32 protein-coding genes are annotated in these 23,137 nt (G+C 71.4%); 16 read left to right on the forward strand and 16 right to left on the reverse strand.

The features are described from left to right. Positions 1-104 precede the first annotated feature (104 nt). From IG54_RS0112585 to IG54_RS0112600, 4 genes are all read left to right on the forward strand, one after another. A complete protein-coding gene (locus IG54_RS0112585; protein ID WP_030781587.1) occupies positions 105-695 on the forward strand; it encodes an RNA polymerase sigma factor in 591 nt (196 codons plus the stop codon). Continuing rightward, positions 686-1,420 carry a hypothetical protein gene (locus IG54_RS0112590; protein WP_030781590.1) on the forward strand — a complete coding sequence of 245 codons (735 nt, stop codon included), beginning with the start codon at positions 686-688 and terminating at the stop codon, positions 1,418-1,420. Before IG54_RS0112585 ends, IG54_RS0112590 begins: the two co-directional genes overlap by 10 nt. After that, on the forward strand, positions 1,417-1,779 hold the full coding sequence (locus IG54_RS0112595; protein WP_030781600.1) for an Asp23/Gls24 family envelope stress response protein: 363 nt from the start codon (positions 1,417-1,419) through the stop codon (positions 1,777-1,779). The genes IG54_RS0112590 and IG54_RS0112595 overlap by 4 nt, the downstream gene beginning before the upstream one ends. A 162-nt stretch (positions 1,780-1,941) precedes the next feature. Continuing rightward, on the forward strand, positions 1,942-2,547 hold the full coding sequence (locus IG54_RS0112600) for a hypothetical protein (protein ID WP_030781602.1): 606 nt from the start codon (positions 1,942-1,944) through the stop codon (positions 2,545-2,547). A gap of 51 nt (positions 2,548-2,598) precedes the next feature. On the opposite strand, the gene IG54_RS0112605 is transcribed toward IG54_RS0112600, so the two are convergent. Then, complete coding sequence (locus IG54_RS0112605) at positions 2,599-3,582, reverse strand: MBL fold metallo-hydrolase (protein ID WP_051819466.1); 984 nt, start codon at positions 3,580-3,582, stop codon at positions 2,599-2,601. 181 nt (positions 3,583-3,763) lie between these two features. On the opposite strand from IG54_RS0112605, the gene IG54_RS37885 reads away from it, so the two are divergent. The 5 genes from IG54_RS37885 (at position 3,764) to IG54_RS0112630 (ending at position 7,043) form a co-directional block, all read left to right on the forward strand. Further along, positions 3,764-3,976 carry a hypothetical protein gene (locus IG54_RS37885; RefSeq protein WP_051819467.1) on the forward strand — a complete coding sequence of 71 codons (213 nt, stop codon included), beginning with the start codon at positions 3,764-3,766 and terminating at the stop codon, positions 3,974-3,976. Next, complete coding sequence (locus tag IG54_RS0112615; protein WP_030781613.1) at positions 3,963-5,354, forward strand: amidase; 1,392 nt, start codon at positions 3,963-3,965, stop codon at positions 5,352-5,354. The genes IG54_RS37885 and IG54_RS0112615 overlap by 14 nt, the downstream gene beginning before the upstream one ends. Positions 5,355-5,364: 10 nt before the next feature. Further along, positions 5,365-5,931: a TetR/AcrR family transcriptional regulator gene (locus tag IG54_RS0112620; protein WP_030781616.1), complete on the forward strand. Its 567-nt coding sequence runs from the start codon at positions 5,365-5,367 to the stop codon at positions 5,929-5,931. A 217-nt stretch (positions 5,932-6,148) separates the two neighbouring features. Next, complete coding sequence (locus tag IG54_RS0112625) at positions 6,149-6,415, forward strand: GlsB/YeaQ/YmgE family stress response membrane protein (RefSeq protein WP_030781618.1); 267 nt, start codon at positions 6,149-6,151, stop codon at positions 6,413-6,415. Between the two features lie 61 nt (positions 6,416-6,476). After that, positions 6,477-7,043 carry a DJ-1/PfpI/YhbO family deglycase/protease gene (locus IG54_RS0112630; protein WP_030781621.1) on the forward strand — a complete coding sequence of 189 codons (567 nt, stop codon included), beginning with the start codon at positions 6,477-6,479 and terminating at the stop codon, positions 7,041-7,043. Between the two features lie 95 nt (positions 7,044-7,138). Here the strand turns inward: IG54_RS0112630 and IG54_RS39225 are convergent, their stop codons facing one another. The 4 genes from IG54_RS39225 to IG54_RS0112650 all read right to left on the reverse strand — a co-directional run bounded on the left by IG54_RS39225 (position 7,139) and on the right by IG54_RS0112650 (position 10,246). Further along, positions 7,139-7,666 (reverse strand): hypothetical protein, encoded by a 528-nt coding sequence (locus tag IG54_RS39225; RefSeq protein WP_158708859.1) that lies wholly within the window; start codon positions 7,664-7,666, stop codon positions 7,139-7,141. Positions 7,667-7,815: 149 nt separating this feature from the next. Beyond that, positions 7,816-8,820, reverse strand: coding sequence for an ElyC/SanA/YdcF family protein (locus IG54_RS0112640; RefSeq protein WP_030781626.1), 1,005 nt, complete (start codon positions 8,818-8,820; stop codon positions 7,816-7,818). An 85-nt stretch (positions 8,821-8,905) separates the two neighbouring features. Then, a complete protein-coding gene (locus IG54_RS0112645; protein ID WP_158708860.1) occupies positions 8,906-9,538 on the reverse strand; it encodes a hypothetical protein in 633 nt (210 codons plus the stop codon). A 129-nt stretch (positions 9,539-9,667) separates the two neighbouring features. Continuing rightward, positions 9,668-10,246, reverse strand: coding sequence for a VanZ family protein (locus IG54_RS0112650; RefSeq protein WP_234336127.1), 579 nt, complete (start codon positions 10,244-10,246; stop codon positions 9,668-9,670). Positions 10,247-10,471: 225 nt separating this feature from the next. On the opposite strand from IG54_RS0112650, the gene IG54_RS0112655 reads away from it, so the two are divergent. Next, positions 10,472-10,882, forward strand: coding sequence for a hypothetical protein (locus IG54_RS0112655; protein ID WP_030781634.1), 411 nt, complete (start codon positions 10,472-10,474; stop codon positions 10,880-10,882). Between the two features lie 55 nt (positions 10,883-10,937). Here the strand turns inward: IG54_RS0112655 and IG54_RS0112660 are convergent, their stop codons facing one another. From IG54_RS0112660 to IG54_RS0112675, 4 genes are all read right to left on the reverse strand, one after another. Beyond that, the gene (locus IG54_RS0112660; RefSeq protein WP_078594020.1) at positions 10,938-11,876 is read right to left on the reverse strand and encodes a YihY/virulence factor BrkB family protein; all 939 of its coding nucleotides are present in this window, start codon (positions 11,874-11,876) and stop codon (positions 10,938-10,940) included. A gap of 22 nt (positions 11,877-11,898) precedes the next feature. Next, on the reverse strand, positions 11,899-12,159 hold the full coding sequence (locus IG54_RS0112665) for a hypothetical protein (protein WP_234336128.1): 261 nt from the start codon (positions 12,157-12,159) through the stop codon (positions 11,899-11,901). 120 nt (positions 12,160-12,279) lie between these two features. Further along, the gene (locus IG54_RS0112670) at positions 12,280-12,498 is read right to left on the reverse strand and encodes a hypothetical protein (protein ID WP_030781643.1); all 219 of its coding nucleotides are present in this window, start codon (positions 12,496-12,498) and stop codon (positions 12,280-12,282) included. A 128-nt stretch (positions 12,499-12,626) separates the two neighbouring features. Next, positions 12,627-13,508, reverse strand: a complete 882-nt coding sequence (locus IG54_RS0112675) for an ANTAR domain-containing protein (protein WP_078594022.1) — start codon at positions 13,506-13,508, stop codon at positions 12,627-12,629. A gap of 244 nt (positions 13,509-13,752) precedes the next feature. Here IG54_RS0112675 and IG54_RS0112680 point away from each other — a divergent pair, with 244 nt between their 5' ends. After that, a complete protein-coding gene (locus IG54_RS0112680) occupies positions 13,753-13,932 on the forward strand; it encodes a hypothetical protein (protein ID WP_030781649.1) in 180 nt (59 codons plus the stop codon). A gap of 30 nt (positions 13,933-13,962) precedes the next feature. Here IG54_RS0112680 and IG54_RS0112685 read toward each other — a convergent pair whose 3' ends face one another. The 4 genes from IG54_RS0112685 to IG54_RS39240 are packed head-to-tail and all read right to left on the reverse strand — an operon-like array spanning position 13,963 to position 16,092. Further along, positions 13,963-14,583, reverse strand: coding sequence for an L-threonylcarbamoyladenylate synthase (locus tag IG54_RS0112685; RefSeq protein WP_030781653.1), 621 nt, complete (start codon positions 14,581-14,583; stop codon positions 13,963-13,965). Positions 14,584-14,636: 53 nt separating this feature from the next. After that, a complete protein-coding gene (locus IG54_RS39230) occupies positions 14,637-15,101 on the reverse strand; it encodes a hypothetical protein (protein WP_158708861.1) in 465 nt (154 codons plus the stop codon). Positions 15,102-15,151: 50 nt separating this feature from the next. Then, positions 15,152-15,643: a hypothetical protein gene (locus IG54_RS39235; protein ID WP_158708862.1), complete on the reverse strand. Its 492-nt coding sequence runs from the start codon at positions 15,641-15,643 to the stop codon at positions 15,152-15,154. 5 nt (positions 15,644-15,648) lie between these two features. Beyond that, the gene (locus IG54_RS39240; protein WP_051819472.1) at positions 15,649-16,092 is read right to left on the reverse strand and encodes a hypothetical protein; all 444 of its coding nucleotides are present in this window, start codon (positions 16,090-16,092) and stop codon (positions 15,649-15,651) included. 119 nt (positions 16,093-16,211) lie between these two features. Here IG54_RS39240 and IG54_RS0112705 point away from each other — a divergent pair, with 119 nt between their 5' ends. Both IG54_RS0112705 and IG54_RS0112710 read left to right on the forward strand, forming a co-directional pair. Next, a complete protein-coding gene (locus IG54_RS0112705; RefSeq protein ID WP_030781663.1) occupies positions 16,212-17,534 on the forward strand; it encodes an ATP-binding protein in 1,323 nt (440 codons plus the stop codon). Further along, a complete protein-coding gene (locus tag IG54_RS0112710; RefSeq protein ID WP_030781666.1) occupies positions 17,531-18,652 on the forward strand; it encodes a tetratricopeptide repeat protein in 1,122 nt (373 codons plus the stop codon). The genes IG54_RS0112705 and IG54_RS0112710 overlap by 4 nt, the downstream gene beginning before the upstream one ends. Positions 18,653-18,678: 26 nt before the next feature. Here the strand turns inward: IG54_RS0112710 and IG54_RS0112715 are convergent, their stop codons facing one another. Continuing rightward, positions 18,679-19,365 carry an ANTAR domain-containing protein gene (locus IG54_RS0112715; protein ID WP_234336130.1) on the reverse strand — a complete coding sequence of 229 codons (687 nt, stop codon included), beginning with the start codon at positions 19,363-19,365 and terminating at the stop codon, positions 18,679-18,681. Positions 19,366-19,584: 219 nt separating this feature from the next. Between IG54_RS0112715 and IG54_RS0112720 the strand changes: the two genes are divergently transcribed. From IG54_RS0112720 to IG54_RS0112730, 3 genes are all read left to right on the forward strand, one after another. Beyond that, the gene (locus IG54_RS0112720; protein WP_030781672.1) at positions 19,585-19,935 is read left to right on the forward strand and encodes a helix-turn-helix transcriptional regulator; all 351 of its coding nucleotides are present in this window, start codon (positions 19,585-19,587) and stop codon (positions 19,933-19,935) included. Between the two features lie 49 nt (positions 19,936-19,984). Beyond that, positions 19,985-20,530: a GNAT family N-acetyltransferase gene (locus tag IG54_RS0112725; RefSeq protein ID WP_030781675.1), complete on the forward strand. Its 546-nt coding sequence runs from the start codon at positions 19,985-19,987 to the stop codon at positions 20,528-20,530. 113 nt (positions 20,531-20,643) lie between these two features. Further along, positions 20,644-21,702: an aldo/keto reductase gene (locus IG54_RS0112730; RefSeq protein ID WP_030781677.1), complete on the forward strand. Its 1,059-nt coding sequence runs from the start codon at positions 20,644-20,646 to the stop codon at positions 21,700-21,702. On the opposite strand, the gene IG54_RS0112735 is transcribed toward IG54_RS0112730, so the two are convergent. Both IG54_RS0112735 and IG54_RS0112740 read right to left on the reverse strand, forming a co-directional pair. Then, positions 21,699-22,547, reverse strand: a complete 849-nt coding sequence (locus tag IG54_RS0112735) for an alpha/beta fold hydrolase (RefSeq protein WP_030781680.1) — start codon at positions 22,545-22,547, stop codon at positions 21,699-21,701. The genes IG54_RS0112730 and IG54_RS0112735 overlap by 4 nt on opposite strands. Beyond that, entirely contained in the window at positions 22,547-23,137 is a 591-nt protein-coding gene (locus IG54_RS0112740; RefSeq protein WP_030781683.1) for a TetR/AcrR family transcriptional regulator, read from the reverse strand. The genes IG54_RS0112735 and IG54_RS0112740 overlap by 1 nt, the downstream gene beginning before the upstream one ends.

Raw genomic sequence — 23,137 nt, forward strand, 5'->3', positions numbered from 1 at the left:
CCTCGGAAAAACTTCTCCTTCCGGGAGGTAACGTTTCCTCGCCGCGTAACGCGGGCGGCCTTCCGTGTGTCGTACGAGCACGACCTGGATGAGAGGAGCCGCGTGTGCCCGGGGAGCGGGGCGGAGCGCCGCAGGACGGACCGGACGAGTCCGCACGGCGCGACGACGGATTGCTGGCGGTGCGTGCGGGGGAAGGCGACGAAGAGGCCTTCGAGGAGCTGGTGCGCCGCCATGCCCCGGGACTGCTGCGGCTGGCGACGCGGGTGCTGGGAAGCCGGACAGAGGCCGAGGACGCCGTGCAGGAGTCCTTCGTCAGTGCGTGGCGCAAGCTGCCGGAGTTCCGCAGGGACGCGCGATTCGGCACCTGGATACACCGGATCGTCACGAACCGGTGCCTGAACGTGCTGCGCGCACGCCGGCCCGCGGTACATCTGGAGGGCGTGCCCGAGCCGCAGGCACCGGAGCACGAGGCCTCGCCCGCCCGGGTGGCCGAGGGGCACGCGGCGGTGGCGGACCTGACCAGGGCGATGGCGGGGCTGTCACCGGAACAACGGGTGTGCTGGGTGCTGCGCGAGCTGAACGGCCTGTCCTACGAATCCATCGCCGAGTCGGTCGGGATCAGTCCGGAGGCGGTGCGCGGCCGCGTCTTCAGGGCGCGGCGCTATCTCACGGAGGCGATGGCCGCATGGCGGTGAACGAGGAGACCGGACCCGGCGAGGAGCGCGGGGCGGTCGGCGGGGGCGAGCCGGCGGGCGGGCTCGCGGAGCGGGAACCGCTGCCCTGCGGGCGGGAGTTGTGGAGCGTGTGGGAGCGGTGGGAGACCGGCGGGAACGACCCCCACGCCGCCGCGTGCCCGCACTGCACCGAGGCGCTGAACACCCTGCGCCATCTGGAGGAGGTCGTCTCCGCCGCGCGTGAGACGGAACCACCGGAGCGGGAGATCGACGCCTCCGCGCTCGTCGGCCGCGTCATGGACGTGGTGCGGCTCGAACTGCGGCCCGGCCGGACACTTCCCCTGGGCGAGGAGGAAGAGGACGCGTGGATCGTGGAGGCGGCCGCCGCGCGAACCGTCCGCGCGGCGGCGGAGACCCTGCCCGGGGTGCGGGCGGGCAGCTGCCGCATCGAGGTCCGGGCGCAGGACGCCGACGCCGACACCGAGGCCCACGCCGATTCGGCCGTGTCGGCGGGACGCCTGCGGCGTGGCCCGGTCGGCATCCGCCTCGAAGTGGCGGTGGCCCTCACCTGGCACCTCCAGGAGGTCGCGGAGCTAATCCGCCACCGGGTCCTGGAGGCGGTCGACGCGGAACTGGGCATGCGGGTCACGGCCGTCGACGTGAGGATCGTCGACGTCACCGACACCGCCGACGGCACGGACGGCACCGGCGGCCCCGACGACACAGTGGAGGGAAGGCGACCGTGACGGAACGACTCGCTTCCGGTGATCTGACCGACGCGGTGGCGGGGGCGGTCCTCGGTACCCCCGGGGTCGCCTTCCTGCGCCCGGGTCTCGCCCAACTCCTGCGGGCCTCCAGCTCGTTGGCACGCCGACGCGCGGTGGGCGACACCTCCGGCAGACCGCCCCGGTCCTCGGGCGTCCGGGTGACGCGGGGCGGCGGCGCCGAGCGATGGCACATCGAGGTCTACGTCGTCCTGCGCCGCGGCCACCGCGCCGTGGACGTCACCCGCGAGGTGCGTACCGCCGTCACCGAGGCCGTCCGCCGGGTGGCGGGGGCGCGGGTTCCTCTGCGGGTGTCCGTGACCGTCACCGGCCTTGTGTGAGCTGGTGTGTTGCCGTTCGGTGACATGGGAGACAGAGCTGTGACGCGCGGGAGGGCAACGGGCGGGGGGTGCCGCGGGTCGTACGGGGCGTGGGATCCAAGGGCGGACGGTTCCGCCCTTGGCAGAGTGACGGACCGAATCTCGTGGGGGAAACGAATGAGGATGAGCGTGCGCGTCAACAAGGGAATGTTCGCCGCGGCCGCCGTGCTGGCCGCGTCCGGTGTCGCCGCGGGGACGGTGTCGGCCTCCGCGGCCGGCACGCCCCGCTTCCTGGCACCTTCCGAGCTGCCGCCCCACGCGTCGTCGGACTGGTACGCCGGTCCGGTGACGCCGGGTCAGCCGGACCCGCTGCCGATGTGCGTCGGAGAGGCGCTGCCCTCGACTTCCGTACATCGCGCGTACCGCACCGACCTGGACACGGGTGCGCTCCAGGTGACCGTGGTCGAGCGCGATGAGCGACGGGCCAAGGAGTTCGCGGCCCTGCTGCGCAAGAAGCTCGACGGCTGCGCGGAGGACGTGATGAAGAAGTACCCCGACATCACGGCGAAGCAGAAGTACTACGGCAAGGTGAACGCCGAGGAAGGGGCCCACGTCTACGGCGTCCACACCGCCGCGTCGTGGGGGGCTTCCGACATCAACATGTTCTCGGTGGGCCGCGACGGCAGGACGGTGACGCTCGTGCAGTGGGGGCAGATGGGCAACTTCGCCAACGCCCAGGTCGCCGACTTCAAGGCCACGACGGCCAAGGCCGTGAACAAGCTCTACTGACCTCGACCCTCGACCTTCGACCCTCGACCCTCGACCCTCGACCCTCGATTCTCAGCCTCGGCTCCCGGCCTGCTCGCCGGGGGCCGAGGCGTCGTCGTCCCGGTGGGGGTACGCCGTGTCGAGGCGGTAGCCGTCGCCGTCGGAGACGACGAGACCGGCGGTCGGCGGCGGGAAATGACCGCCCAGGAGCAGGGTTCCGGTGTCGGCGAGCGCCGCGAGGAGGGCCCGGCGGGTGCGGATGGCCCGGTCCGGATCGGTGTCGACGCAGCTGGTGATCTCGGGGTGGCGCATCTGCACCGGATGGTGCACGCAGTCCCCGGTGACGACGGCGGACCGCCCGGCGCCGTGCAGCCGCACGGCGACGTGTCCCGGCGTATGGCCGGGGGTGGTCAACAGGCTTATGCCGTCGGCCACTTCGGCTTCGGGGCCCGCCAGGTCCACGAGGTCGAGCAGCCCGGCGTCCCGGACGGGGTGGACGGAGTCCCGGAACATCTGCTGCCGAGGCCCCTCCAGCTCCCTGCCCGCCCAGTAGTCCCATTCGGTACGGGACGTCACGTAGCGGGCGTTGGGAAAGGTGGGTACCCAACTCCCGCCGTCGTCACGGGTGTTCCACCCGACGTGGTCGGTGTGCAGATGGGTCAGGACGACGAGGTCGACGCTCTCCGGTGCGAAGCCCGCCGCGGTCAGCCGGCCGAGGTAGCCGGTATTCAGGTCGTGCCAGGCCGGGTTGGCGCGGCTCTTGCCGTTGCCGATGCCCGTGTCGATCAGGACGCGCAGCCCGTTCACCTCGACGGCGAAGGTGTGGCTGGCCAGTCGAAGGACACCGTCGGGCCCGGCGAACTCGGGCTGTAGCCACGAGGTGCGGTGAACGACCTCGGGCGTGGCGGAGGGCAGCAGCCAAGGACCGGTGGGGGCGGGCAGTGCCACCTCGTCGACGCGGTGCACGAGCAGGTCGCCCACTGCCCAACTCGGGGTGGGCTCGGGGGAGTTCGGGGCCGGGGGAGTCGAGGAAGCGGGGGAGAGGTCCTGGGGCATCGGGGTGTCCTTCAGCTCGGAGCGACGCTAAAGCAATCTCTTTGCGTTAAGTGACGGTATGCCGTACGGTCCCCCTAACGCAAATGTTCTGCTTTAGCGGCGGGAGTCATTCCGCCTCTCCCCGGATCCCCGGATCCCCGGAGCCTCGCCACTCTTCCGCCCTCGCTCGAAGGGACCCCCGTTGACCACGTCGACCCCACCGACCCCATCGACCCCGCAGGCCCTCCCCGACCTTCTCCCGCACGAGGCGGCCCGCTGGGCCCTGCGGGCCGGACTGCCCCTCGACGCCGACCGGTTGGAGCTGGTCACGGCCACGGCCAACCACATCCAGAGCGTCATCGGCGTACTGCGCGACCTCGACCTGGGGGAGGCGGGGGACGATGCGGCCGTATGAGCTGACGCTCACCGAAGCGGCGCGGGCCATCGCGGCGGGAGAACTCTCGCCCGTGGAACTCACCGACTCCGTGCTGCACCGGATCGAGTCCGTGGAGGACCACCTCGGCGCCTATGTGACGGTTCTCGCCGACGCCGCACGTCAGGCGGCCGCGCGGGCGGAGAAGGACATCGCGGCGGGCCGGTACGCCGGCCCGCTGCACGGCATCCCGATGGGCCTCAAGGACCTCATCGACGTCGCGGGCCTGCCCACCACGGCCAGTTCACGCGTGCGCGCCGAGGCCCCCGCGGCCCACCGCGACAGCACGGTCGCGGCCCGGCTGCGCGCGGCCGGGGCGGTCCTGCTGGGCAAGACGCACACGCACGAGTTCGCGTACGGACTGATCACTCCCCAGACCCGCAACGCGTGGGACCACGACCGGGTGGCCGGCGGTTCGAGCGGCGGCTCGGCCGTGGCGGTCGCCGCGGGCGAGGCGGTTTTCGCCCTGGGTACGGACACCGGCGGCTCCATCAGGGTCCCCGCCGCGCTGAACGGCGTGGTCGGCCTGAAGCCCACCTACGGACGCGTCCCGGTGGACGGTGTGACACCCCTGTCCTGGTCCCTGGACCACGTGGGGCCGATCACCCGTACCGTCGCGGACGCCGAACTCGTACTCGAAGCGCTTCTCGCGGGCGAGCACGCCACCTCACCGGCCCCCGAACCCCGCCCCGCCGAAGGGAGCCTGACCGGCCTGCGCGTAGGCGTCCCCCGCAACCACTACTTCGACCGGATCCAGCACGAGGTCGAGGAGGCGGTCCGCGACGCCATCGACGATCTGCGGGAACTCGGCGCCGAACTCGTCGACGTCGACATCCCGATGAGCGAGTACATCCAGGCCACCCACTGGGGACTCATGGTCCCCGAAGCCACCGCCTACCACGAGCGCACCCTGCGCACCTCCGCCGAGCTGTACTCCGACGACGTCCGCACCCTTCTCGAAGCAGGCGTCCTCATCCCCGCCGCAGACCATCTGCGCGCCCGGCGTGCCCGCACGCTCCTGCGCGACGCCTGGACGCGGCTGTTCGAAACCGTCGACGTCATCGCCGCGCCGACGGTCACCTCCACCGCCGCCCACCGCGACCAGCGGACCGTGCACTGGCCGGACGGGACCGAGGAGGGCGTCTCCGAGACCTACATACGGCTGTCGGCACCGGCCAACGTCACGGGCCTGCCCGCACTCACCCTGCCGGTCGGAGCCGACAGCGCCGGACTCCCCATCGGCATGCAGCTCATCGGCAGGGCCTTCGACGAGGCCACGATCCTGCGGACAGGACGCGCATACGAGGAAGCGACTCGTACCCAGGGGAGGGCTGCCCTTACGGCAATGTCTTTGCGTTAATGTGGGGCAGGTGAGCCCACGACCAGCCATCCGTCCCGGAGGACGCAGCGCCCGAGTCCAGCAGTCGGTGCACACCGCCGTGCGCGAACTACAGGCGGAGGGCGGCGATCTCACCGTCCCCCGCATCGCCGTGCGCGCCGGTGTCACCCCCTCGACGATCTACCGGCGGTGGGGAGACCTCCAGGAACTCCTGGCGGACGTCGCGGTGGAGCGACTGCGCCCCGAGACGCCCCCGGCCGACCTCGGGAACCTCCGCGCGGACCTGGAGCACTGGGCCACCGGCTTCCTGGAGGAGATGTCCTCCCCGCCGGGCCGCTCCTACCTCCGTGACGCCCTCGCCGGTGACCCCGACGGGGGCAACGCGGGCCAGTGCTCCGCCTACGCCGTCGAGCAGGTCGAGACCATCCTGCGCCGCGCGGCCGAACGCGGCGAACACGTGCCCGCCACCGACACGGTGATGGATCACGTCGTGGCGCCGATGATGTACCGCATCCTCTTCCGCCCCGGTCCGCTCGACGCGCGCTACGCCCGCGACCTCGTCGCCACCGTCTTCTACCGGCTGATGCCCCTGCCGTGACCCGTACGGCATGACGATCGCCTCGTCGAAGGCGCTGTGGGAAGGACTTCCTGCCTTCCCACGGGAGTCGTTGGTCCCGAGTGGCGCCGCGACCCCAGGGGCACCCGATCCTTACTCCGGTCGCCGGACTCGTCTGGCGGCTCCCCGCCGTGTGGTCATGCTGAAGGCGGGTACCGGAGTGACCGATCGACTTCGAAAGTGAACGGAAGGTAGCACCGTGGGCGTCATCGCCTGGATTCTGGTCGGCTTGATCGCCGGAGCGATCGCGAAAGCACTGACTCCGGGGAAGGACCCGGGCGGGGTGATCATCACGATGCTGCTCGGCATCGTGGGCGGACTGCTCGGCGGTTGGCTCGGCAAGCTGATCTTCGGGGTGGAGTCGATCAACGGCTTCTTCCACCTGTCGACCTGGATCGCCGCCGTCATCGGATCGGTGGTCGTCCTGTTCGTGTACCGCAAACTGTCCGGACGCACCGCCCACTGAGCGGCCACCGCGCCGATCCCCGCACGCCCCAACACAGCACAGCACCAGGAAAGGCAACGTCATGGCTGACAACACCCTGAACGGCCGCCGCGTACTGGCGGTCGTGACCAACTACGGAGTCGAGCAGGACGAGCTGGTGGTGCCGGTGCAGCACCTGCGCTCCCGCGGCGCGCACGTCGACGTGGCCGCCGTGTCGGCGGAGGAGATCCGCACCCTCGTCGGCGACAAGGACCCAGGCAAGACCGTCGACGCCGACCTCACCCTGTCCGAGGCCGACACCTCCTCGTACGACCTGCTGCTGGTGCCCGGAGGCACCGTCAACGCCGACAGCCTCCGCCTGGAGGAGAGCGCCGTCACGGCGGTCCGCTCCTTCGCGGAGTCCGGCCGCAAGGTGGCGGCCATCTGCCACGGCCCGTGGCTGCTGGTGGAGGCGGACGTGCTCGACGGCAAGACCCTGACGTCGTACGCCTCGGTCGCCACCGACATCCGCAACGCCAAGGGCACCTGGGTCGACAAGTCCGTCATGCACTGCGGTGCCAACGACTGGGACCTCATCACCTCCCGCACCCCGGACGACCTCGACGACTTCCTCCGCAAGATCGACGACGTCCTCGGGGCAGCGGCCTGAGCGGACGTCCCGCGCGCGCGAGCGCGCCGAGCACCAGCGGCCGGGAGACTCCTCCCGGCCGCTGGTGTGTCAGGACGTCCCGCGCGATCGCCTCGTCAGAACTCCCTGCGGCGCATCCGGTACACGATGTACCCGCCCGCCGCGAAGACGAGGGCGAGGCCCGCCCCCACATAGACGGCCTCGGCGGTCCGGGACCCGCCGGTCCCCGCGCGCACACCCCGGTCAGGGGCCGTGGTGGCCGCCGCCCCGCCCACGGTGATCGAGTACGTGGACGTGCCGCCGCCGGGGCAGGCGACGTCCACGGTGTGGCTGCCGGGCCGGGCGTCGGCGCGGATGGTGCCCGTACCCGTGTAGATCCCGGCCGAGCCGGTGGACAGCGGGACGCTCTGGGTGAAGGCGTCCGAAGTCGCGGTGGCCGACGCGGCGGTGCAGCCGCCGCTGACGGAGACGACCACCGACTGTCCGGGCCTGCCGGGGCTCGGCGTGATCGACAGCGAGGGCTGCGTACCGGCCTGTGTCCGCGGCGCCGTCGGGGCTGCGGTCTCGGCCAGCGCGGGTGGCGCCATCGTGGCGAACGCCGCTGCGGTGAACACGGCTGCGGTGACGGTGGGACGGACGCGCATGAGACAGACCTCGATCCTTCGCGCGGCCGGGAGCATGCCGTCCCTGCGGACTCCGCGCTGCCCTCATGCAAGGCCCAACCGGCGCGGTCGGCGCGTCGGACACGGCCACGCGGAGTAGCCGCGACCACGCCGCGCGCCGGGCCCGGCGGTCAGCGGACCGACCAGACCAGCACCCCGCCGAGGACGAACAGCAGGCAGATGGCGATATTGGTCCGCCGGTAGGCGACGAGTACGGCGGCGAACTCGCGGAGCGTGGCGTTGGGCCAGAAGTACGCGGCCGTGGGCGCGCCCACCACCTGGCCCCTGACCCCGACCCGCCGGGCGGTGAGCGCGGCACGGAAGGCGTGGTAGTTGTTCGTGACGACGACACAGCGATAGCCGGGTTTCGCCGCCTCCATGATGGCCTTGCTGAACCGCAGGTTCTCCTCCGTCGTCGTCGACCGGTCCTCACGCTCGATCAGGTCGGCGGGAAAGCCGCGGTCCGTCAAGTAGTCGGCCATGGCGTGGGATTCCGGCAGCTCCTCGTCCGGGCCCTGCCCGCCGGAGGTGATGAGCACGGGGGAATCGCCGCGCCCGGTGAGCCGCGCGTGCACCTCACGCCCCCGCTCCAGCCGACTGGCCAGCAGCGGCGGCACCGTGGAGCCGCCGACGAGGCCCGAGCCGAGGACGACCACGAAGTCGGCCTTGCGGCGGACCTGCAAGCGCCCGTAGAGGAACGCGTAACAGACGAAGCTCAGGAACAGGAACGACACGTACGACGACAGACCGAGGGCGGCCGCCCCGACCCCGACGAGCAGGGGCGTGCGCACCACCGCGGCTGTGATCACGAGGGCGATGACGCCGGCGATGCCCAGAGCGGCCATCAGGGAGAGCAGATTCGCCGGGCTCCTGCCTTCTTTGCGCACCATCCGCAGGCCGTTGACGAAGAGCAGGTACGTGAGGACGAGGATCCCGAGCGCGCACACCGCGAGCAGCGAGCAGGCGACGACCAGGCCGGACGTCGATCCCGACCTGACCAGGCGGGACATCCAGGCGACCAGCGCGCAGAGCACGGCGAGTCCCAGGAGCACGGCGTTGCCGAACCTTCGGCGTTCACGCAGAACCCGCCAGGAGAAGACGAGGAAGAGCAGGGCCGCCGGGGCGTAGACCAACATCCGCACAGCGTATGGGGGGCGTGCGGCCAGGGGCGAAGCGCCCCTGGCCCTCGGCCCTCGGACCCGGCAGCTCCGGGTGGTGGCGTCAGTGGCGCGTGGAGTGCGCGGATCGCTGGGACGGGACCCCGAAGGGGCGGTGCGGCCGCGGGTGGCCGGCCAGCGCGTCGGCCCTGCGGTCCTGCGGGCGGGGGAGGAGCAGCTCGTGGAACAGCTCGTATCCGGCGAGCATGGCGTGGCGCATGGCCTCGGTGTCCGTATCACCCGTGGCGGCGCGCTGCGCCGCCGCGTGCAGCACGCGACTGCCGTGAGCGTGGCGGGGGCAGTGCAGGGAAAGGGCGTCGGCCTGGCGGTCACGCGACTCGGCGGGGAAGCCGCGCTCGGCGGCCAGCCGGTTCAGAAGGGCGTTCGCCTGGGCGACCGTCTGCCCCGGGGCCTCGATGAACCGCGCCTGGAGCAGGGCCCATTCGGAGTGGTAGCGCTCGCGGGCCGCCGTCGTCAGACCCTTGACGCGAAGGCTCCCGAAGCGCCGCAGACGTTCGCTCAGCTCCCGCTCGGCGGCCTCCGAGTCCCCCCGGTGCCGCGCCACCACGCGGTCGAACTCGGGGCCGAAGCGGCGCCGGAGGTCGTCGGTGGTCGTCTGGTTCAGCGGGCGGGCGAGCAGCAGCGCGGTCACGATCGCCACCGCAGCGCCCAGGATGGCCAGCATGCTTACGGACATGTGCCTGCCTTCCGCAGAGGGTCCCTCACGCGAGGCTTTCGCTACAGCGAGTTACCAACCAGGGGGGTGAATAAACGCATTGGGTGACATTCGCCGGGCTGATTCACCTTTCCAGACGCGAGTGCCCGGTCAGACGCCCGCCGGGCCCCGCCGGGTGAACCGGTGCCACCAGTGCCGGCGTCGGGGATGCACGGCCCGCCCGAGGCGGCGCCCCAGGACGAGGTAACCGAGGAGCGCGCCCGTCGTGTTGAGGATGACGTCGTCGATGTCGAAGGTCCGCCCCGTCACGAACGCGCCCTGGGCCAGCTCGACGAGCACCATGGTCAACGCCGTGACGATGGCCACCCGCACCAGACCGCGAGCACGGGGGAACAGCACGGGCAGCAGCAGCCCGAACGGAACGCCCAGCAGGATGTTGCCGCCGATCTGCTTGACGGTGTCGCGGAAGGCGGGCTGGGCGAGGTAGTCGCGAATGGAGTCGCCGGGCTTGAAGTTGCTGTGCGTCAGCGCCTCGGAAGCCGCCGACGGCTCCAGGGTCAGCCGGGTGAGCACCACTCCGAAGGCGACCATCCCGGCAAAGGCGACGAGCATCGCGAAAGCCCGTGCCAGCGGCGGAAGCGGCGCTCGCCGCCGGTCCACCGCGTCATCCCCCTCACCTCCCGCTCCGCTGTCGTCCTCCACGGCCTTGTATCGGTCCGTCCGTGCCATCGCTACCTCCGGTACGGGCTGCCGGGCGCCGTCGCGGCGCGCGCTGTCCAACGCCGACGGGTTCCTCGAGCCGCGCGTCCCAAGCACGCCGAGCCGTCCGCATCGACGGCTGGCGGCCGCCTCCTCGCCCTTCGGAAGTGGTGCGACAATCTGCTCGACGAATTGGCTGTGGAGGGGCCCGGGCCGTTGTCGTGCCCGGCGCCCGGTGGTGGGGAGGAACCGACGGTGGTGGAGTGGCGGTACATCGCCAAGGGCGCGAGGGCGGTCCCCGAGCCCCTGGCCACACCCTTCGTCTGGACAGCGGCCTCCTGGGGCTCCTTCGTGCTGGTGAGCACGCTCGACCTGCTCGGCGCCCTCGACCGCACCGGCCTCGCTCTCGCCGCGCTGTCCCTGCTCGCCGCGGTCCTCGGCATGCTGGGCCGGTTCGCGGCGGCGCCGGGGACGGCACTGCTGTGCTGGGCGCTGCTCAACTTCTTCGCCACCCACCCCACCGGGGAGATCTCCTGGGCGGGACACCGGGACCCCGGCTGGATGGCCTGCCTGCTGGCGGCGGCCCTCATCGGCACGACGACGGGCCGCCTGCTCTCCGCACGCGCCGCGTACCGCCGCGTCACCCCGTACGACGGAGCCGCCTGACACCCTCGCACGAGCTGATCGCCGGCGCCGGGCCCCGGCGGCTACCCGAGCGCCGTCACCGGGCGGCGGCCCGCGCGCGGGCCAGCTCCACGGTGAACTGCGCCCCGGCGAGCAGCGCCAGATGGGACACCCATAGCCACACCAGGAAGACGACTACGCCCGCGAGTGAGCCGTAGAGCTTTCCGTAGCTGCCGAACCCCGACGCGTACCAGGTGAACAGGGCCGAGGAGAGCAGCCAGAGCAGCGCGGCGAGCACCCCGCCCGGCAGGATCTGACGCCAACCGCGGGCGGCGGGCGGCGCGTTGCGGAAGAGCACGAGGACGAGCATCCCCACCAGGCAGACCAGAGCGGGCCATTTCAGAACATTCCAGGCGGTCTGTCCCGCGCCGCCGACGCCGACGCGCCGCCCGAGCCCTTCGGCGAGCGGGCCGGTCAGGACGAGCAGCAGCGCACTGGTGACCAGTAGCGCCAGGAGCGTCAGCGCCGTCATGAGGACGCGGTGCGCCTTGCGCAGCGCGGGCCGGGTGTCCTCCACCCCGTACATCGCGTGCAGTGCCCGCCGGAACACGGCCGAGTAACTCGACGCGGACAACAGGGCGCTGACCGCTCCGCCGATCACCACCGCGAGGGCCGCGGAACGGGCGTCGGCCATCTCGCTGAGCGCCTCGTGCAGGGAACGGCCCGACTCCGCGGGCGCCCAGTCCGTGACCTCGGCGATGAGCGCCTCGGTCGTGGCGGGGCTCACGAGGCTGATCAGGCTGACCGTGACGAGGAGGGCCGGGAGCAGGGAGAGGATCGCGTAGTACGTCAGCGCCGCGGCCCAGTCCGAGACGTCGTCGTTCCACATCGACACCGGAGTGCGGCGCAGGGCCGCGCGGCGCAGCGCCCACGCCGAGGAGCGGTCCAAGGACGCGGCCACCGGCACGCGGCCGTCACCGTCCCCGTGCGGAAACCCGGCACACGCTCCGTGCGCGGTCGGCGGCGGACTGTCCATGGGCCTGCTCCTTCTGGTGCGGTCAGTCCCGCTGCTCGGCCTCGTTGCGGTTGAGTCCGTGTGCCAGCTCCTGCAACACCTCGTGCTGGGTCTTTCCGGTCATCTCGGCGAGCTGAAGGAGCAATGCGGCACACAACGCGGTCGCGCTGTCGGCGACTTGGTCGAGATTGCCGTCGGCGGCTCGCTTCTCCGCGACATATTCGTCCATGACCTGTTCACCGGAAATGTATGCCGTCATGGCCTCGATCCCGGCGCGCACACGGTCGTAGTCATTCATCGTCATGGCCGTAGACTTTCACGTCCCCTCACCACCGCGCCAAAGGGGATTCGCCTTCGAAATCCTCAGCACGGCCGCGGCCGGGGTCCTGACGAATTCCGTCCGGACCCCGGCCGCGTATTCCGTTCAGGCGGCGTCCCGGTCCCGTAGGAACCGGTGGCCGTTCGACGACGCCGACGCGCCCGCGCCACCGGGGATCAGGCGCAGATGGTGCCGACGGGCATGCCGGGCGTGACGGGCGGCAGAGGCTTGGCCTTTGGGGTCGAGCAGCCCGTCCTCCAGGCGCACCGTCACGAACAGCAGGAGCGCCAGCCCCGGCAGGAGCAGGACGGCGACCGCGATCATGCCGCTCCCCTTTCCGTTGAGGACGCCCTGACGGGTGCCCCTGGAAACGAAAGAGAAGAGTGCCGTGACGTGAAGATTCGGCAACGCCTCGGTCACCGCCCCGACGGCGCGCTGCTCCCGCCGCGCCGCTACCGCTCCTGGGCGAGAGCCAGCTGGTGAAGGTCTTCCAGGGCGTCGAGGAGGACCGTGCGCCGGTGCCAGTCGATCCATGTGCCGACGGTACGGCTCGTGTGGTGCAGCGCCTTGAGCTGTGCCTGGGTGAAGCCGGCCAAGGGGCGCGCGTGGTGGGAGGAGATGACGCCGTGCACGGTGTCGGCGTCGTCGACGAGGGGCACGCTGTGGCAGGCGCGGCTGCCCGCCGAGAGGATCACGCGGCGGGTGGTGTCGTCGAAGCCGGGCGACGAGGCGATTTCCTTGACGGTGACCTGGTGGCTGGCGGCGGCGGCCCGCGAGCAGGCGGTGCCGCCGTCGACGAACGCGAAGTAGTCCGTGAACTGCCGGGGCAGCCCGGCGTGCTTCTCCATGCGCAGCGTGCCGTCCTCGATCAACTGCACGTTGCCCATGTTCGTACTGGTGATGTTGAGGACGCGGCGCAGCGCGGCGCCGAGCACCTCGCCCTGGTTCCGCTCGTCGAGCGTGCCCGCGGCGAGCGTGGTCAGCGACGGTGCCGGCCGCTTCTGCCGGGTGCCGAACCAGACCGCGGCGCCCTGAGCGGGGCCCGGCGTGCGGGCGACCGCGATGGCCACCTGGTGCAGTTTGATGTTGGCCCGCTGGGATGCCTGGCGCATCAGCGCGAAGGCCGCGTCCGCGTCCGCGAGGCCGTACCGCTCGACCAGGATGCCCTCGGCCAACGCGATCTTGGGGCGCGCGCGGACCTGCACCTCCAGCTCGGTCACCTGGTTCTGGAGCTGTCGCGCCTGGGCGGCGAGCCGTCTCGCCTCCCGCAGGCCGGGGGACGACTCGTCGTCCCGCTCGTCCTCGGCCTGGGGTTCAGGCTGGTGTTCGGTCATGTCGCTCTCTCCCGCGGTGCGCTCGGAACCGGTTCGTCGTGCTTCGGCCCGGCCCACGAGACGGGCCTGTTCCCCACGCACATGGAGCTGACAGTAGCGGGGTCCTTTCCGAGCGGTCAGGGCACCCCTGGAGACCGGTGCGCAGCCAGGTGCATAGACGGGCCGCCCGGGGGAAACCGGCCCGTGAGCCACCCCCCGTATCGCCGCGCGGCGTCGGTCCGCGCTGCCCGAAGGAGTAACTACTGTGCTCGCTATCGCCGCCGCAGTCGTGTTCGCCGTAGCCTGGATCCTGCACCTCACCGAGACCTCGACCAACATCTTCTTCGGCAACACCAGCCTGCTGCTTCTCGGCCTGACACTGACCGCGCTGCACCTCGCCGGCCTCGGCGCCGGATGGTCCCCGCAGAGCCGTCGGCGCCGCTGACCGACGGCACGCTTCCCTCAGCGGCGGCCGCTACGCGAACCGCGAGGTGTCGCCCGCGCCGTGCCGTACGATCTCGGCCTCGCCGCCGGAGAAGTCGATGACGGTCGTCGGCTCGGTGCCGCAGTCACCGGAGTCGATGACGACGTCCACGACGTGGTCGAGCCGCTCCTTGATGTCCCAGCCCTGGGTGAGCGGCTCGTCCTCGTCGGGCAGCAGAAGTGTGCTGGAGAGCAGCGGTTCGCCCAGTTCGGCGAGGAGCGCCTGGGTCACCGTGTGGTCGGGGATGCGGACCCCGACGGTCTTCTTCTTCGGGTGCAGCAGCTGGCGGGGGACTTCCTTGGTCGCGGGCAGGATGAAGGTGTAGCGGCCGGGGGTGGTGGCCTTGATGGTGCGGAACACGTCGTTGTCGAGATGGACGAACTGACCCAGCTGCGCGAAGTTCTGGCATACGAGCGTGAAGTGGTGCCGCTCGTCGAGGTCACGGATCGTACGGATCCGGTTGATGCCGTCACGGCTGCCGAGCTGGCATCCCAGTGCGTAACAGGAGTCCGTGGGGTACGCGATGAGCGCACCGGAGCGGATGCTGTCGACCGCGCTGGTGATGCTGCGCCGCTGGGGATTGTCGGGGTGCACGTCGAAGTACTTCGCCATTGGCCGAGTCTAGGTGATCAGGGCCCGGGCGGCGCTCGACGGCACGGGGGCGCTCAGTGCCAGGGGCAGGGGGGAAGCCCGGGGAACGGGTCGGTGCTGGTGAGGACGCTGCTGGCGGGCATGTTGCCCCATGCCTTGATGCCGGGCAGGTTCACCGTCTCGTCGCCCTGCGTGTAGTACCAGATGTTGTTCCCGCCCTTGTGGGCCTCGCCGATCGAATAGCACACGAACCAGCTCTGGGTGGTCTTGAGGCGCCCCGTCACAGGGGCGTCGAAGGCCGGGCGCCCGTAGAGGTCTCCCGGGGCGTTGGCGCAGTAGAGGTCGCCGGTGAAGGTGTTCCCGAGCGTGTCCTTGTGGACGATGCCGGGCCGCAGGACGCAGGTCACGTCGGCCGTGGTGGCCGTGGTGGCCGTGGTGGCCGCCGTGGCGGGAGCCGCGGGCCAGGCGGCGGCCGCCGCCGTGAGGATGAGGGCCGACACGGCGATCCGTCCGCGTCGTGCCACGTGGGAAAGTGCCACGGGTTCACTCCTGAAGTCGGTTGGCGAAACGTCAGTGGGGGAGGGGTCGGTCAGCTGGGCATGCAGGCCGGTACGCCGGGGAACGGGTCGGGCTCGGTCTCGATGCGGAACGCCGGGACGTACCCCCAGCCCTTCCACAGCGGCCAGTTGGTCACCTCGTCGCCCTGCGTGTAGTACCAGATGCGGTTGCCGCCCTGGTGCAGGTCGCCGCTCTCCCAGCACACGAACCAGCTCGGTGAGGTCTTCAGCTTGGCGATGACCGTTCCGTAGACCTCCGGGGTCGCGAAGACGTCCGCCACCGCGTTCTCGCAGTACAGGTCCTTGGTGTACGTGTGGCCCTTGACGTCCGTGTGCCGTACGCCGTCCCGGACATAGCAGACGGGCCCCGCCGAAACCGAAGCCGATGCCGAAGCGGTCGCAGGCAGGAACATCGCGGTCATCGCCGCGGCCAGCAGCGCGGCCCCGGCGGTACGGCGTCCGCCACCGCGCCGCTCCCGCCGAGCCGATGGCCCCTCACCCGTCGTGTCGGTCCTGTGCGTCATCTCCGTCACCCCCATGAGCACTTGGGCAGGCCGGGCACCGGGTCCTGCGGTGTCTCCAGCATCACCGCGGGCATGTAGCCCCAGCCTTTCGCGGTCGGGCGCGAGACGACCTCGTCGGCCTGGGTGTAGTACCAGATGTTGTTGCCCCCGGCGTGCTGGTCACCGACCTTCCAGCACACGAACCAGCTGCGGGTGGTCACCATCCGGCCGACCACGGGGCTGCTCGTGAAGGATTGCAGGCGCACGTCGCCCTGCGCGTTGTCGCAGAGGATGTCCGCGTCCCAGGACATCCCGGTCCAGTCCGTGTGCGCGCTGCCCTCACGCATGACGCACGCCGTGGTTGTCGCTGTCGCCGTGTCCGCGGCCGGCGTCGGCACGGCCGCCGCGCCCACCAGACCCGTCGCGGCCACCGCCGTGGCGAGCAGCGCACCGCCGCTTCTTCGCTCCATGGGATCTCCCTGTCCCTCTGGTGGATCCGTTCGTCGGCCGAAGTCTGACGCGGGCCGCTGACGGTGGGCTGACCCATCCCGGGGGCGGGCCGGGGAGAACGTGTACATAAAGTAGCCGCATGTCCGAGGACTCCCCCCTGATACGAAGCTTGCGTACGGCCGTTGAGGCGGCGCCCGCCGACGTACCGCTGCGGCTGCACCTGGCCGAATTGATGCTGGACGCCGGGCAGCCGGACGCCGCCGTCGCGGAGGTGGCCGTCGCCTTGCAGCACGCGCCGGGCGACGGCCAGGCCCGTGCGCTGATGGCCCGCGCGATGGGCGTGCCCGCCGGGCCTGCCGCCGCGCCCGCCGCCGAAGCCCCGCCCCAGCAGCCGCCCCCGCCCGCGGCGACCGAACCGACGGCGACCGAAGCCCCGGCGACCGATGCCGCGAGCCCCCAAGCCCGCACCGGTTTCGACTGGCGTGCCGCCGCGGACCAGGTCGGCGACGTGATCCCGCCCCGCTTCGTCGAGGCCCCCCTGGCCACCGACGGCAGCGGCGACCCCGAGGGCGCCGCCGCCTGGGACGTCGACACTCCCGGCACGATCCGCCTGGCGGACGTCGGCGGCATGCACGAGGTCAAGGAGCGCCTGGAGGCGGCGTTCCTCGCCCCGATGCGCAACCCCGAGCTGCGCAAGCTGTACGGCAAGAGCCTGCGCGGCGGGCTCCTGCTGTACGGGCCGCCCGGCTGCGGCAAGACGTTCATCGCCCGCGCGATCGCCGGTGAACTCGGGGCGGGTTTCCTGTCCGTGTCGGTCAACGACGTCCTCGACATGTGGATCGGCAACTCCGAGCGCAACATGCACGAGATCTTCCAGACCGCCCGCCGCCAGGCCCCCTGCGTCATCTTCCTCGACGAACTCGACGCACTCGGCGCCAAGCGCAGCCGCACCCAGCACAGCGGCATGCGCAACACCGTCAACCAGCTCCTGACCGAGCTGGACGGCATCGACTCCGCGGCCAACGAAGGCGTCTTCGTACTCGCCGCCACCAACGCCCCCTGGGACGTGGACATCGCCCTGCGCCGGCCCGGACGCCTGGACCGCACCCTGCTCGTCCTGCCGCCCGACGCCCCGGCACGCGAGAGCATCCTCCGCTACCACCTCCAGGAACGCCCCGTCGAGAACGTCGACCTGGGCAAGCTCGTCAAGGCGACGGACGGCCTGTCCGGCGCCGACCTGGCCCACCTGTGCGAGGCGGCGGCCGAGAGCGCCCTGCTGGAGTCGGCGCGCACCGGCACGGTCCGGATGATCGGCATGCGGGACCTGCTGAACGCCGCGAAGCAGACCGTGCCGTCCACCGAGCCGTGGTTCGCGTCGGCGCGCAACGTCGCCATGTACGCGAACGACGGCGGCGCGTACGACGACCTGATCACCTATCTGAAGAAGAAGCGGAAGCTGTGAGCACGCTGCACCCGACCGTCGAGAAGGCCCAGGCCCTGATCGAACTCGACCGTTACGACCAGGCCCTGGCCCTCCTGGCCGGCCACCTCGCCGAGGACCCCGGCGACCTGCGCGCCTGGGTCAAGATCGGCTACTGCCACCTCAGCCAGGAGCGGCCCAAGGACGCGACGGCGGCGGCCGACGAAGCCCTCAAGCTGGCCCCCGAGGACTACGGCGCGCTGCGCCTGCGCGCCCAGGCGATGGTAAGCGACAACGGCTGGCTCAAGGTCCAGCCCGTACTGCGCGAGCTGATCCGTGTCGCCCCCGAGGACTCGTTCGCCCACGCCATGCTCGCCGACGCCATGTGGCGCGAGGCGCTGGTCCGTTACAGCCAGGAGAGCGGCGCCCGGCAACTCACCGCCGAGGCCATCGACCGCGTCACCCGCGAAGCCGCCGATGTCGCGATGGAGGCACTCCGGCTGGGCCCCGAGGACATCTACGCCCACGAGATCGCGCACCGCATCGCGAGCATGGCCGGAAACGGCACGGTCTCCGACATGCTCGACGAGGCCATCCTCCGCATCGACCCCCACCACGCGGAGGCCCTGGCCCGCCAGACGACGAAGGCGGCCCAGGCGCCGGGCGTGGGAGCCACCCAGGCCGCCGAGCTGTACGCGGACGCCCTCGCCGCCGAGCCGGACTCCGCCGACATGCGCGAGCAGCTCGACCACGCCACGTACCGCCTCCTGCGCGGCACGCGCTGGCTCGCCCTGCTCTGTGTGGGCCTGGCGGGCGCCATGGTCGACCTCTTCCCCTCGGACGACCGGCCCGCCCCCGAGCTGCCCATCCCTGTCGGCCAGCGCCTGTGGTTCCTGTTCATCATGGGCGTGATCTGGGCCTTCGGGGCCTGGCGCCGCTACCGCCGACTGCGTACGGGCGTCCGGCTCAACGTCCGTTCCCTGATCCGCCGCGGCCGCTGGGCCCGTGTCGTCATGGCCCAGGCGGCCTGGGCCATGACATGCGCGGTGCTGATCGCCGAGATCCCCTGGACGGACCGGGCCGTGCCCCAACTCCTCTTCTGGGCCGGACTGGTCCCCACGGCGGCGACCATCTGGTTCGACAAGAAGAAGGCCGGCTAGCAGGGCCGTCGCCCCCCCCGCGGCGCTCAGGTCGGACGCGACGCTCCGGACGACTTCGGCTGTGCCGTGTTCGTCTTGGCCACGGCGGCGGCGACCTGTTCCCGCACGGCTTCGGACAGCGCGCCACCCTGGACGGTGCCCACCAGGTCCCCTGCCAGGCGGTACAGCTTGGTGTTGGTGTTCTGCGAGGTCGTGACCAGGACCTCCCAGGCGGCCTCGGGGCTCAGGTTGAAGGAGGACATCAGGATGCCGCGGGCCAGGTCGATGGTGGGCCGGGTCTGCATGGCCCGCCGCAACTGGGCGACCACGACCCGCAGCTCCTGCTCCGACTCCTCCTTCTCCGCATCACTGCCGACGGGTTCCGCGTCACGGACGGCCGGGTCCGTCACCATCTCCTCCTCCTGGACCTCAGCGGTGAACAGGTCGCGGGTCCCGGTCAGCTCGAGGATCCGCTCGACAGCCGGGCTGCTGGCACTGATGACGATGGCCTTTCCCTGTTCCACCGCCCACTGGCGCAGGCTGAGCAGAAGATTGAGACCCGAGCAGTCGCAGAACCCCACTCCGCTCAGATCGAGGTCGATGGTGCGGGCCGACCGGCTGACGGTGTGGCGCAAGCCGGACCGAAGCCGCTGCCCGGAGTCGAGGTCGAGCTGCCCCCGCACCAGCACGCTCATCCGGTAACTGCCCGGAACGACGTCCACCGTCGTGGGCAACGGCGGTAGGGGGAGGGATGTCCGGTCTCGTTCACCGAAGTCATCGCCCTCTCTCGGGAGGGACTGCTCAGAGTATGCGGGCTCCGGCATGGCTGCTCCCTCTCGTTATCGCCTCTCGCCGCTCCCAGGCTGCCCGGTGCGGCGTACACACGTCAACTAATACCTGAAATGTAGTACGTGTTTTTGAAATCGTGTACGTCGGGTCGCTAGAGTTGGCGTATGGATGGAGTGCCCGAGTCACACACCGGATGGACGTTTCTCACCAACCACGCGCGGGTGCTGGCGGCGATCGCGGACAATCACAACGCGCGCATCCGCGACATCGCCGCGCACTGCCGCCTCACCGAGCGTGCGGTCCAGAAGATCATCGCGGACCTGGAAGAGGACGGTTACCTCTCCCACACCCGGGAGGGGCGGACCAACACGTACCGCATCGACCCCAGCAAGGTGCTGCGCCACCCGGCCGAATCCGGGCTGGCCGTGGCCTCCTTGCTCTCCCTGCTCGCCAGGGACGAGGCGGACCGCTCCTCCACTCCCGAGATGGACAAGCGGCACCACGCCACGGCTTGACCGCAATCGCCCGCGCGCGTTGACCGGTCGGCCGGACGGAGGTCGTCGTATGGAGGGCTGGGACAGGCCCCGGCTGATCGAGCCCACCACCCGGCTGCGGTCGTCGTTCCTGGCGGCGGTGGCCGAGTTCCGGGCGGACCGCGACTACCCCACGCCGTGGTTCGTCACTGACGTCGACGCGGCCGCCCTGGCCGATGCCGAGGCCTTCGACACCTACGTGGCCCGACTGCGGGCCGAGCGGCACGAGAGCGGGGTGCGGGCAGCGGGCTTCGTGCCGATGACCACGCTGTGGTGGGCCGCGGGCGACCAGATGCTCGGCAGACTGGCGATCCGGCACCGGCTGACGCGGCGACTGGAGCAGGTGGGCGGCCACATCGGCTACGACGTACGCCCCAGCGCCCGGCGCCGGGGGCACGCGACCGCGATGCTCGCCGCGGCCCTGCCGGTCGCCGCCTCGCTCGGCATCACGCGGGCCCTCCTGACCGTCGACGAGACGAACACCGCGTCCCGGCGCGTGATCGACGCGAACGGCGGCGAGTTCCTCGACGTCGTCGGCGACAAGTGCCGCTACTGGGTGCCGACGGCCTCGGCTTAGGCCCGCTGTACGCGGCAGGTGGCTGGAGCAGTGCTTGCCTTGGAGCGCACTCGATCTCATAAGGTCACGGCGTCCAAGAGGGCACATCCAAGGCGACACCCAAGGAGGGTCGTATGCGCCACCGCGTTCTGGGCGGAACCGGCATCGAGGTCAGCCCCTACTGCCTCGGCACCATGATGTTCGGTTCCGTCGGCAATGCCGACCACGACGACTGCGTACGGATCATCCACGCCGCGCTGGACGAGGGCATCAACTTCATCGACACCGCCGACATGTACTCGGCCGGGGAGTCGGAGACGGTCGTCGGCAAGGCGCTGAAGGACCGCCGCGACGACGTGGTCCTCGCGACCAAGGTCCACTTCCCCATGGGAGACGGCCCCAACCGCGGTGGCAACTCCCGGCGTTGGATCATCCGCGAAGTCGAGGAGAGCCTGCGGCGTCTTGGCACGGACTGGATCGACCTGTACCAGGTGCACCGGCCGGACCACACCACCGACATCGAGGAGACGCTCTCCGCCCTGACGGACCTGGTGCGCCAGGGGAAGATCAGGGCGTTCGGCTGCTCCACCTTCCCCGCGGACGAGATCGTCGAGGCCTACCACGTGGCCGACCGCCGCGGTCTCCAGCGGTTCCGTACGGAGCAGCCGCCCTACTCACTGCTGGCCCGAGGCGTCGAGACACACGTCCTGCCGGTCGCGCAGCGTCTGGGGATGGGGGTGCTGACCTGGAGCCCGCTGGGCTCGGGCTTCCTGACCGGCCGTTACCGCAAGGACCGGCCCCTCGACCTGAGCAGCGGACGCCCCACCCTGAACCCCGCCCGCTTCGATCCGTCGGCGCCACGCACCGGCGCGAAGCTGGAGGCCGTCGAGCAACTCGTCGCCGTCGCCGAGGAAGTGGGCTGCACGCTGCCGGAGCTGGCGATCGCCTTCCCTCTCGCGCACCCCGCCGTCACATCGGTGATCATCGGCCCGCGCACGATGGACCAGCTTCGGAACACGCTCAAGGGCATATCCGTGACGCTCGACGACGCCGCCCTCGACCGCATCGACGAGATCGTGCCGCCCGGCACCGACATCTACCCTCCGGACGGCGTGTGGACCCCGCGATCGCTCACCACCCCGGCACTGCGACGACGTACGCTCGCGGACCGGCCCGCCGCTGCCCCCTTCTAGCCCGCCGTGCCCGAGGCGAGCGCCTTCAGGAGGGCCTCGCCGAACTCGGCGGGGTGGGTGGTCAGGCCGGTGTGCCCGCCGGGGAAGTGCACGAGTGGTGTGCCGAGACGCTCGGCGAGGAACTCGGCCGGACGGTAGGGCAGTTCGCCGCGTGAGTCCTGGCCGCAGGCGAGCGTGAGCCGGTCCGACAGCGCCTGGAGCCGGAGGACGTCCGGGGCGTAGGACATGAAGCTCGGCACGATGCGTCCCACGAAGTACGGCAAGTCGGCCATCGTCCGCTCGGCCCGCGCCGCCGCCTGGGGCGGGAGCGCGACCTCGGCCCGCGGCCCCGCGCTGTCGCCGTCCTTCCTCAGGCCCGCCGCGAACACGCTCATCGCCGGCATGAGCCCCTGCGCGCGGAACGTATCCCCTACCCGCGCGATGAGCGCACGGTGTTCGGCAGCATCCGGCAGGACCTCCACCAGGGGCGGCTCATGCGCCACGAGGTGTGCCACTCGGTCGGGACGGGCGGTGAGCAGGTGCACGGCGGCGATCGCACCGGAACTGCTGCCGAACACCCGGGCCGGTGCGCCGGGCGACAGCAGATCCAGTACGCGCAGGGCGTCATCGGCGTGCTCGGCCACCCGCTGCTCGGCCTCCGGGTCGTCCAGCGTGCTCCGGGACATCCCGCGCGGATCGTAGGCCGCGACGGTGTACTCGGTGGCCAGCTGGTCGGCGACGGCGTCGAACGAGGCCGTGCCACCCGTTCCCCCGGGGATCAGCAGCAGGAGCGGGCCCCGGCCGCGCACCTCGTAGTGCAGGGTCGCGCCGTTCACGCGCAGGCTGCCGGTCGACGGTTCTGTCATCAGGTTGTTCCTTCTCGGGACGCGGGCCAGTGCTCCAGGAGGGTGTGCAGGGCGTCGAGGGCGCGAACCCAGGACTGCTGGGGCGAACGCGCGTGCGCGAACCCCCCGGCCGCCTCCAGGGCGACGAATCCGTGGAACGTGCTGCGCAGCAGCCGGACCGCGTCGGTCAGATCGGGCTCGGCCAGTCCGTAGCCGCGCAGCATGCCGTACGTCAGCTCGACGGCCCGCCGCGGCCCGGGAGCCTTCGCGGCCAGCTCGGGGTCGATCCGGATCGAGACCTGCGTCGCGGTGTAGCGGCCCGGATGCTCATGGGCGTAACCCCGCCAGGCGTCGGCGTACGCGACCAGCGCGTCCTTGCCCGCCCGCCCCGCCGTGGCCTCCGCGATGCGGAGGGTCTTCTCGTCGGCCGCCAGCAGCGCGATCCGTCCGCGCAGATCCTCCAGGCCGCGAACGTGCGTGTAGAGGCTCGCGTCCTTCACGCCGAGCCGCCGCGCCACCCGCGCCATCGTCACCTGGTCGAGCCCGGCCTCGTCCGCCAGCTCGGCGCCCGCGACGGCCACCCGTTCCGGCGTCAATCCTGCCCGGGCCAT

This window comes from Streptomyces sp. NRRL S-920, from assembly GCF_000717945.1.
GTDB lineage: Bacteria > Actinomycetota > Actinomycetes > Streptomycetales > Streptomycetaceae > Streptomyces > Streptomyces alboniger.

What these genes read in the sequence shown, in the direction of transcription:
- IG54_RS39240 (WP_051819472.1), bottom strand. Translation starts at nt 16,092, where the DNA reads ATGGAGCGAAGAAGCGGCGGTGCGCTGCTCGCCACGGCGGTGGCCGCG.
- IG54_RS0112735 (WP_030781680.1), bottom strand. Translation starts at nt 22,547, where the DNA reads ATGACAGAACCGTCGACCGGCAGCCTGCGCGTGAACGGCGCGACCCTG.
- IG54_RS0112640 (WP_030781626.1), bottom strand. Translation starts at nt 8,820, where the DNA reads ATGTTGGTCTACGCCCCGGCGGCCCTGCTCTTCCTCGTCTTCTCCTGG.
- IG54_RS39225 (WP_158708859.1), bottom strand. Translation starts at nt 7,666, where the DNA reads ATGCGCGTCCGTCCCACCGTCACCGCAGCCGTGTTCACCGCAGCGGCG.
- IG54_RS0112720 (WP_030781672.1), top strand. Translation starts at nt 19,585, where the DNA reads ATGGATGGAGTGCCCGAGTCACACACCGGATGGACGTTTCTCACCAAC.
- IG54_RS0112615 (WP_030781613.1), top strand. Translation starts at nt 3,963, where the DNA reads ATGCGGCCGTATGAGCTGACGCTCACCGAAGCGGCGCGGGCCATCGCG.
- IG54_RS0112725 (WP_030781675.1), top strand. Translation starts at nt 19,985, where the DNA reads ATGGAGGGCTGGGACAGGCCCCGGCTGATCGAGCCCACCACCCGGCTG.
- IG54_RS0112705 (WP_030781663.1), top strand. Translation starts at nt 16,212, where the DNA reads ATGTCCGAGGACTCCCCCCTGATACGAAGCTTGCGTACGGCCGTTGAG.
- IG54_RS0112630 (WP_030781621.1), top strand. Translation starts at nt 6,477, where the DNA reads ATGGCTGACAACACCCTGAACGGCCGCCGCGTACTGGCGGTCGTGACC.
- IG54_RS0112590 (WP_030781590.1), top strand. Translation starts at nt 686, where the DNA reads ATGGCGGTGAACGAGGAGACCGGACCCGGCGAGGAGCGCGGGGCGGTC.
- IG54_RS0112730 (WP_030781677.1), top strand. Translation starts at nt 20,644, where the DNA reads ATGCGCCACCGCGTTCTGGGCGGAACCGGCATCGAGGTCAGCCCCTAC.
- IG54_RS0112605 (WP_051819466.1), bottom strand. Translation starts at nt 3,582, where the DNA reads ATGCCCCAGGACCTCTCCCCCGCTTCCTCGACTCCCCCGGCCCCGAAC.
- IG54_RS0112675 (WP_078594022.1), bottom strand. Translation starts at nt 13,508, where the DNA reads ATGACCGAACACCAGCCTGAACCCCAGGCCGAGGACGAGCGGGACGAC.
- IG54_RS0112600 (WP_030781602.1), top strand. Translation starts at nt 1,942, where the DNA reads ATGAGCGTGCGCGTCAACAAGGGAATGTTCGCCGCGGCCGCCGTGCTG.
- IG54_RS0112650 (WP_234336127.1), bottom strand. Translation starts at nt 10,246, where the DNA reads ATGGCACGGACGGACCGATACAAGGCCGTGGAGGACGACAGCGGAGCG.
- IG54_RS0112665 (WP_234336128.1), bottom strand. Translation starts at nt 12,159, where the DNA reads ATGACGATGAATGACTACGACCGTGTGCGCGCCGGGATCGAGGCCATG.
- IG54_RS0112660 (WP_078594020.1), bottom strand. Translation starts at nt 11,876, where the DNA reads ATGGACAGTCCGCCGCCGACCGCGCACGGAGCGTGTGCCGGGTTTCCG.
- IG54_RS0112740 (WP_030781683.1), bottom strand. Translation starts at nt 23,137, where the DNA reads ATGGCCCGGGCAGGATTGACGCCGGAACGGGTGGCCGTCGCGGGCGCC.
- IG54_RS0112645 (WP_158708860.1), bottom strand. Translation starts at nt 9,538, where the DNA reads ATGTCCGTAAGCATGCTGGCCATCCTGGGCGCTGCGGTGGCGATCGTG.
- IG54_RS0112670 (WP_030781643.1), bottom strand. Translation starts at nt 12,498, where the DNA reads ATGATCGCGGTCGCCGTCCTGCTCCTGCCGGGGCTGGCGCTCCTGCTG.
- IG54_RS0112685 (WP_030781653.1), bottom strand. Translation starts at nt 14,583, where the DNA reads ATGGCGAAGTACTTCGACGTGCACCCCGACAATCCCCAGCGGCGCAGC.
- IG54_RS39235 (WP_158708862.1), bottom strand. Translation starts at nt 15,643, where the DNA reads ATGACGCACAGGACCGACACGACGGGTGAGGGGCCATCGGCTCGGCGG.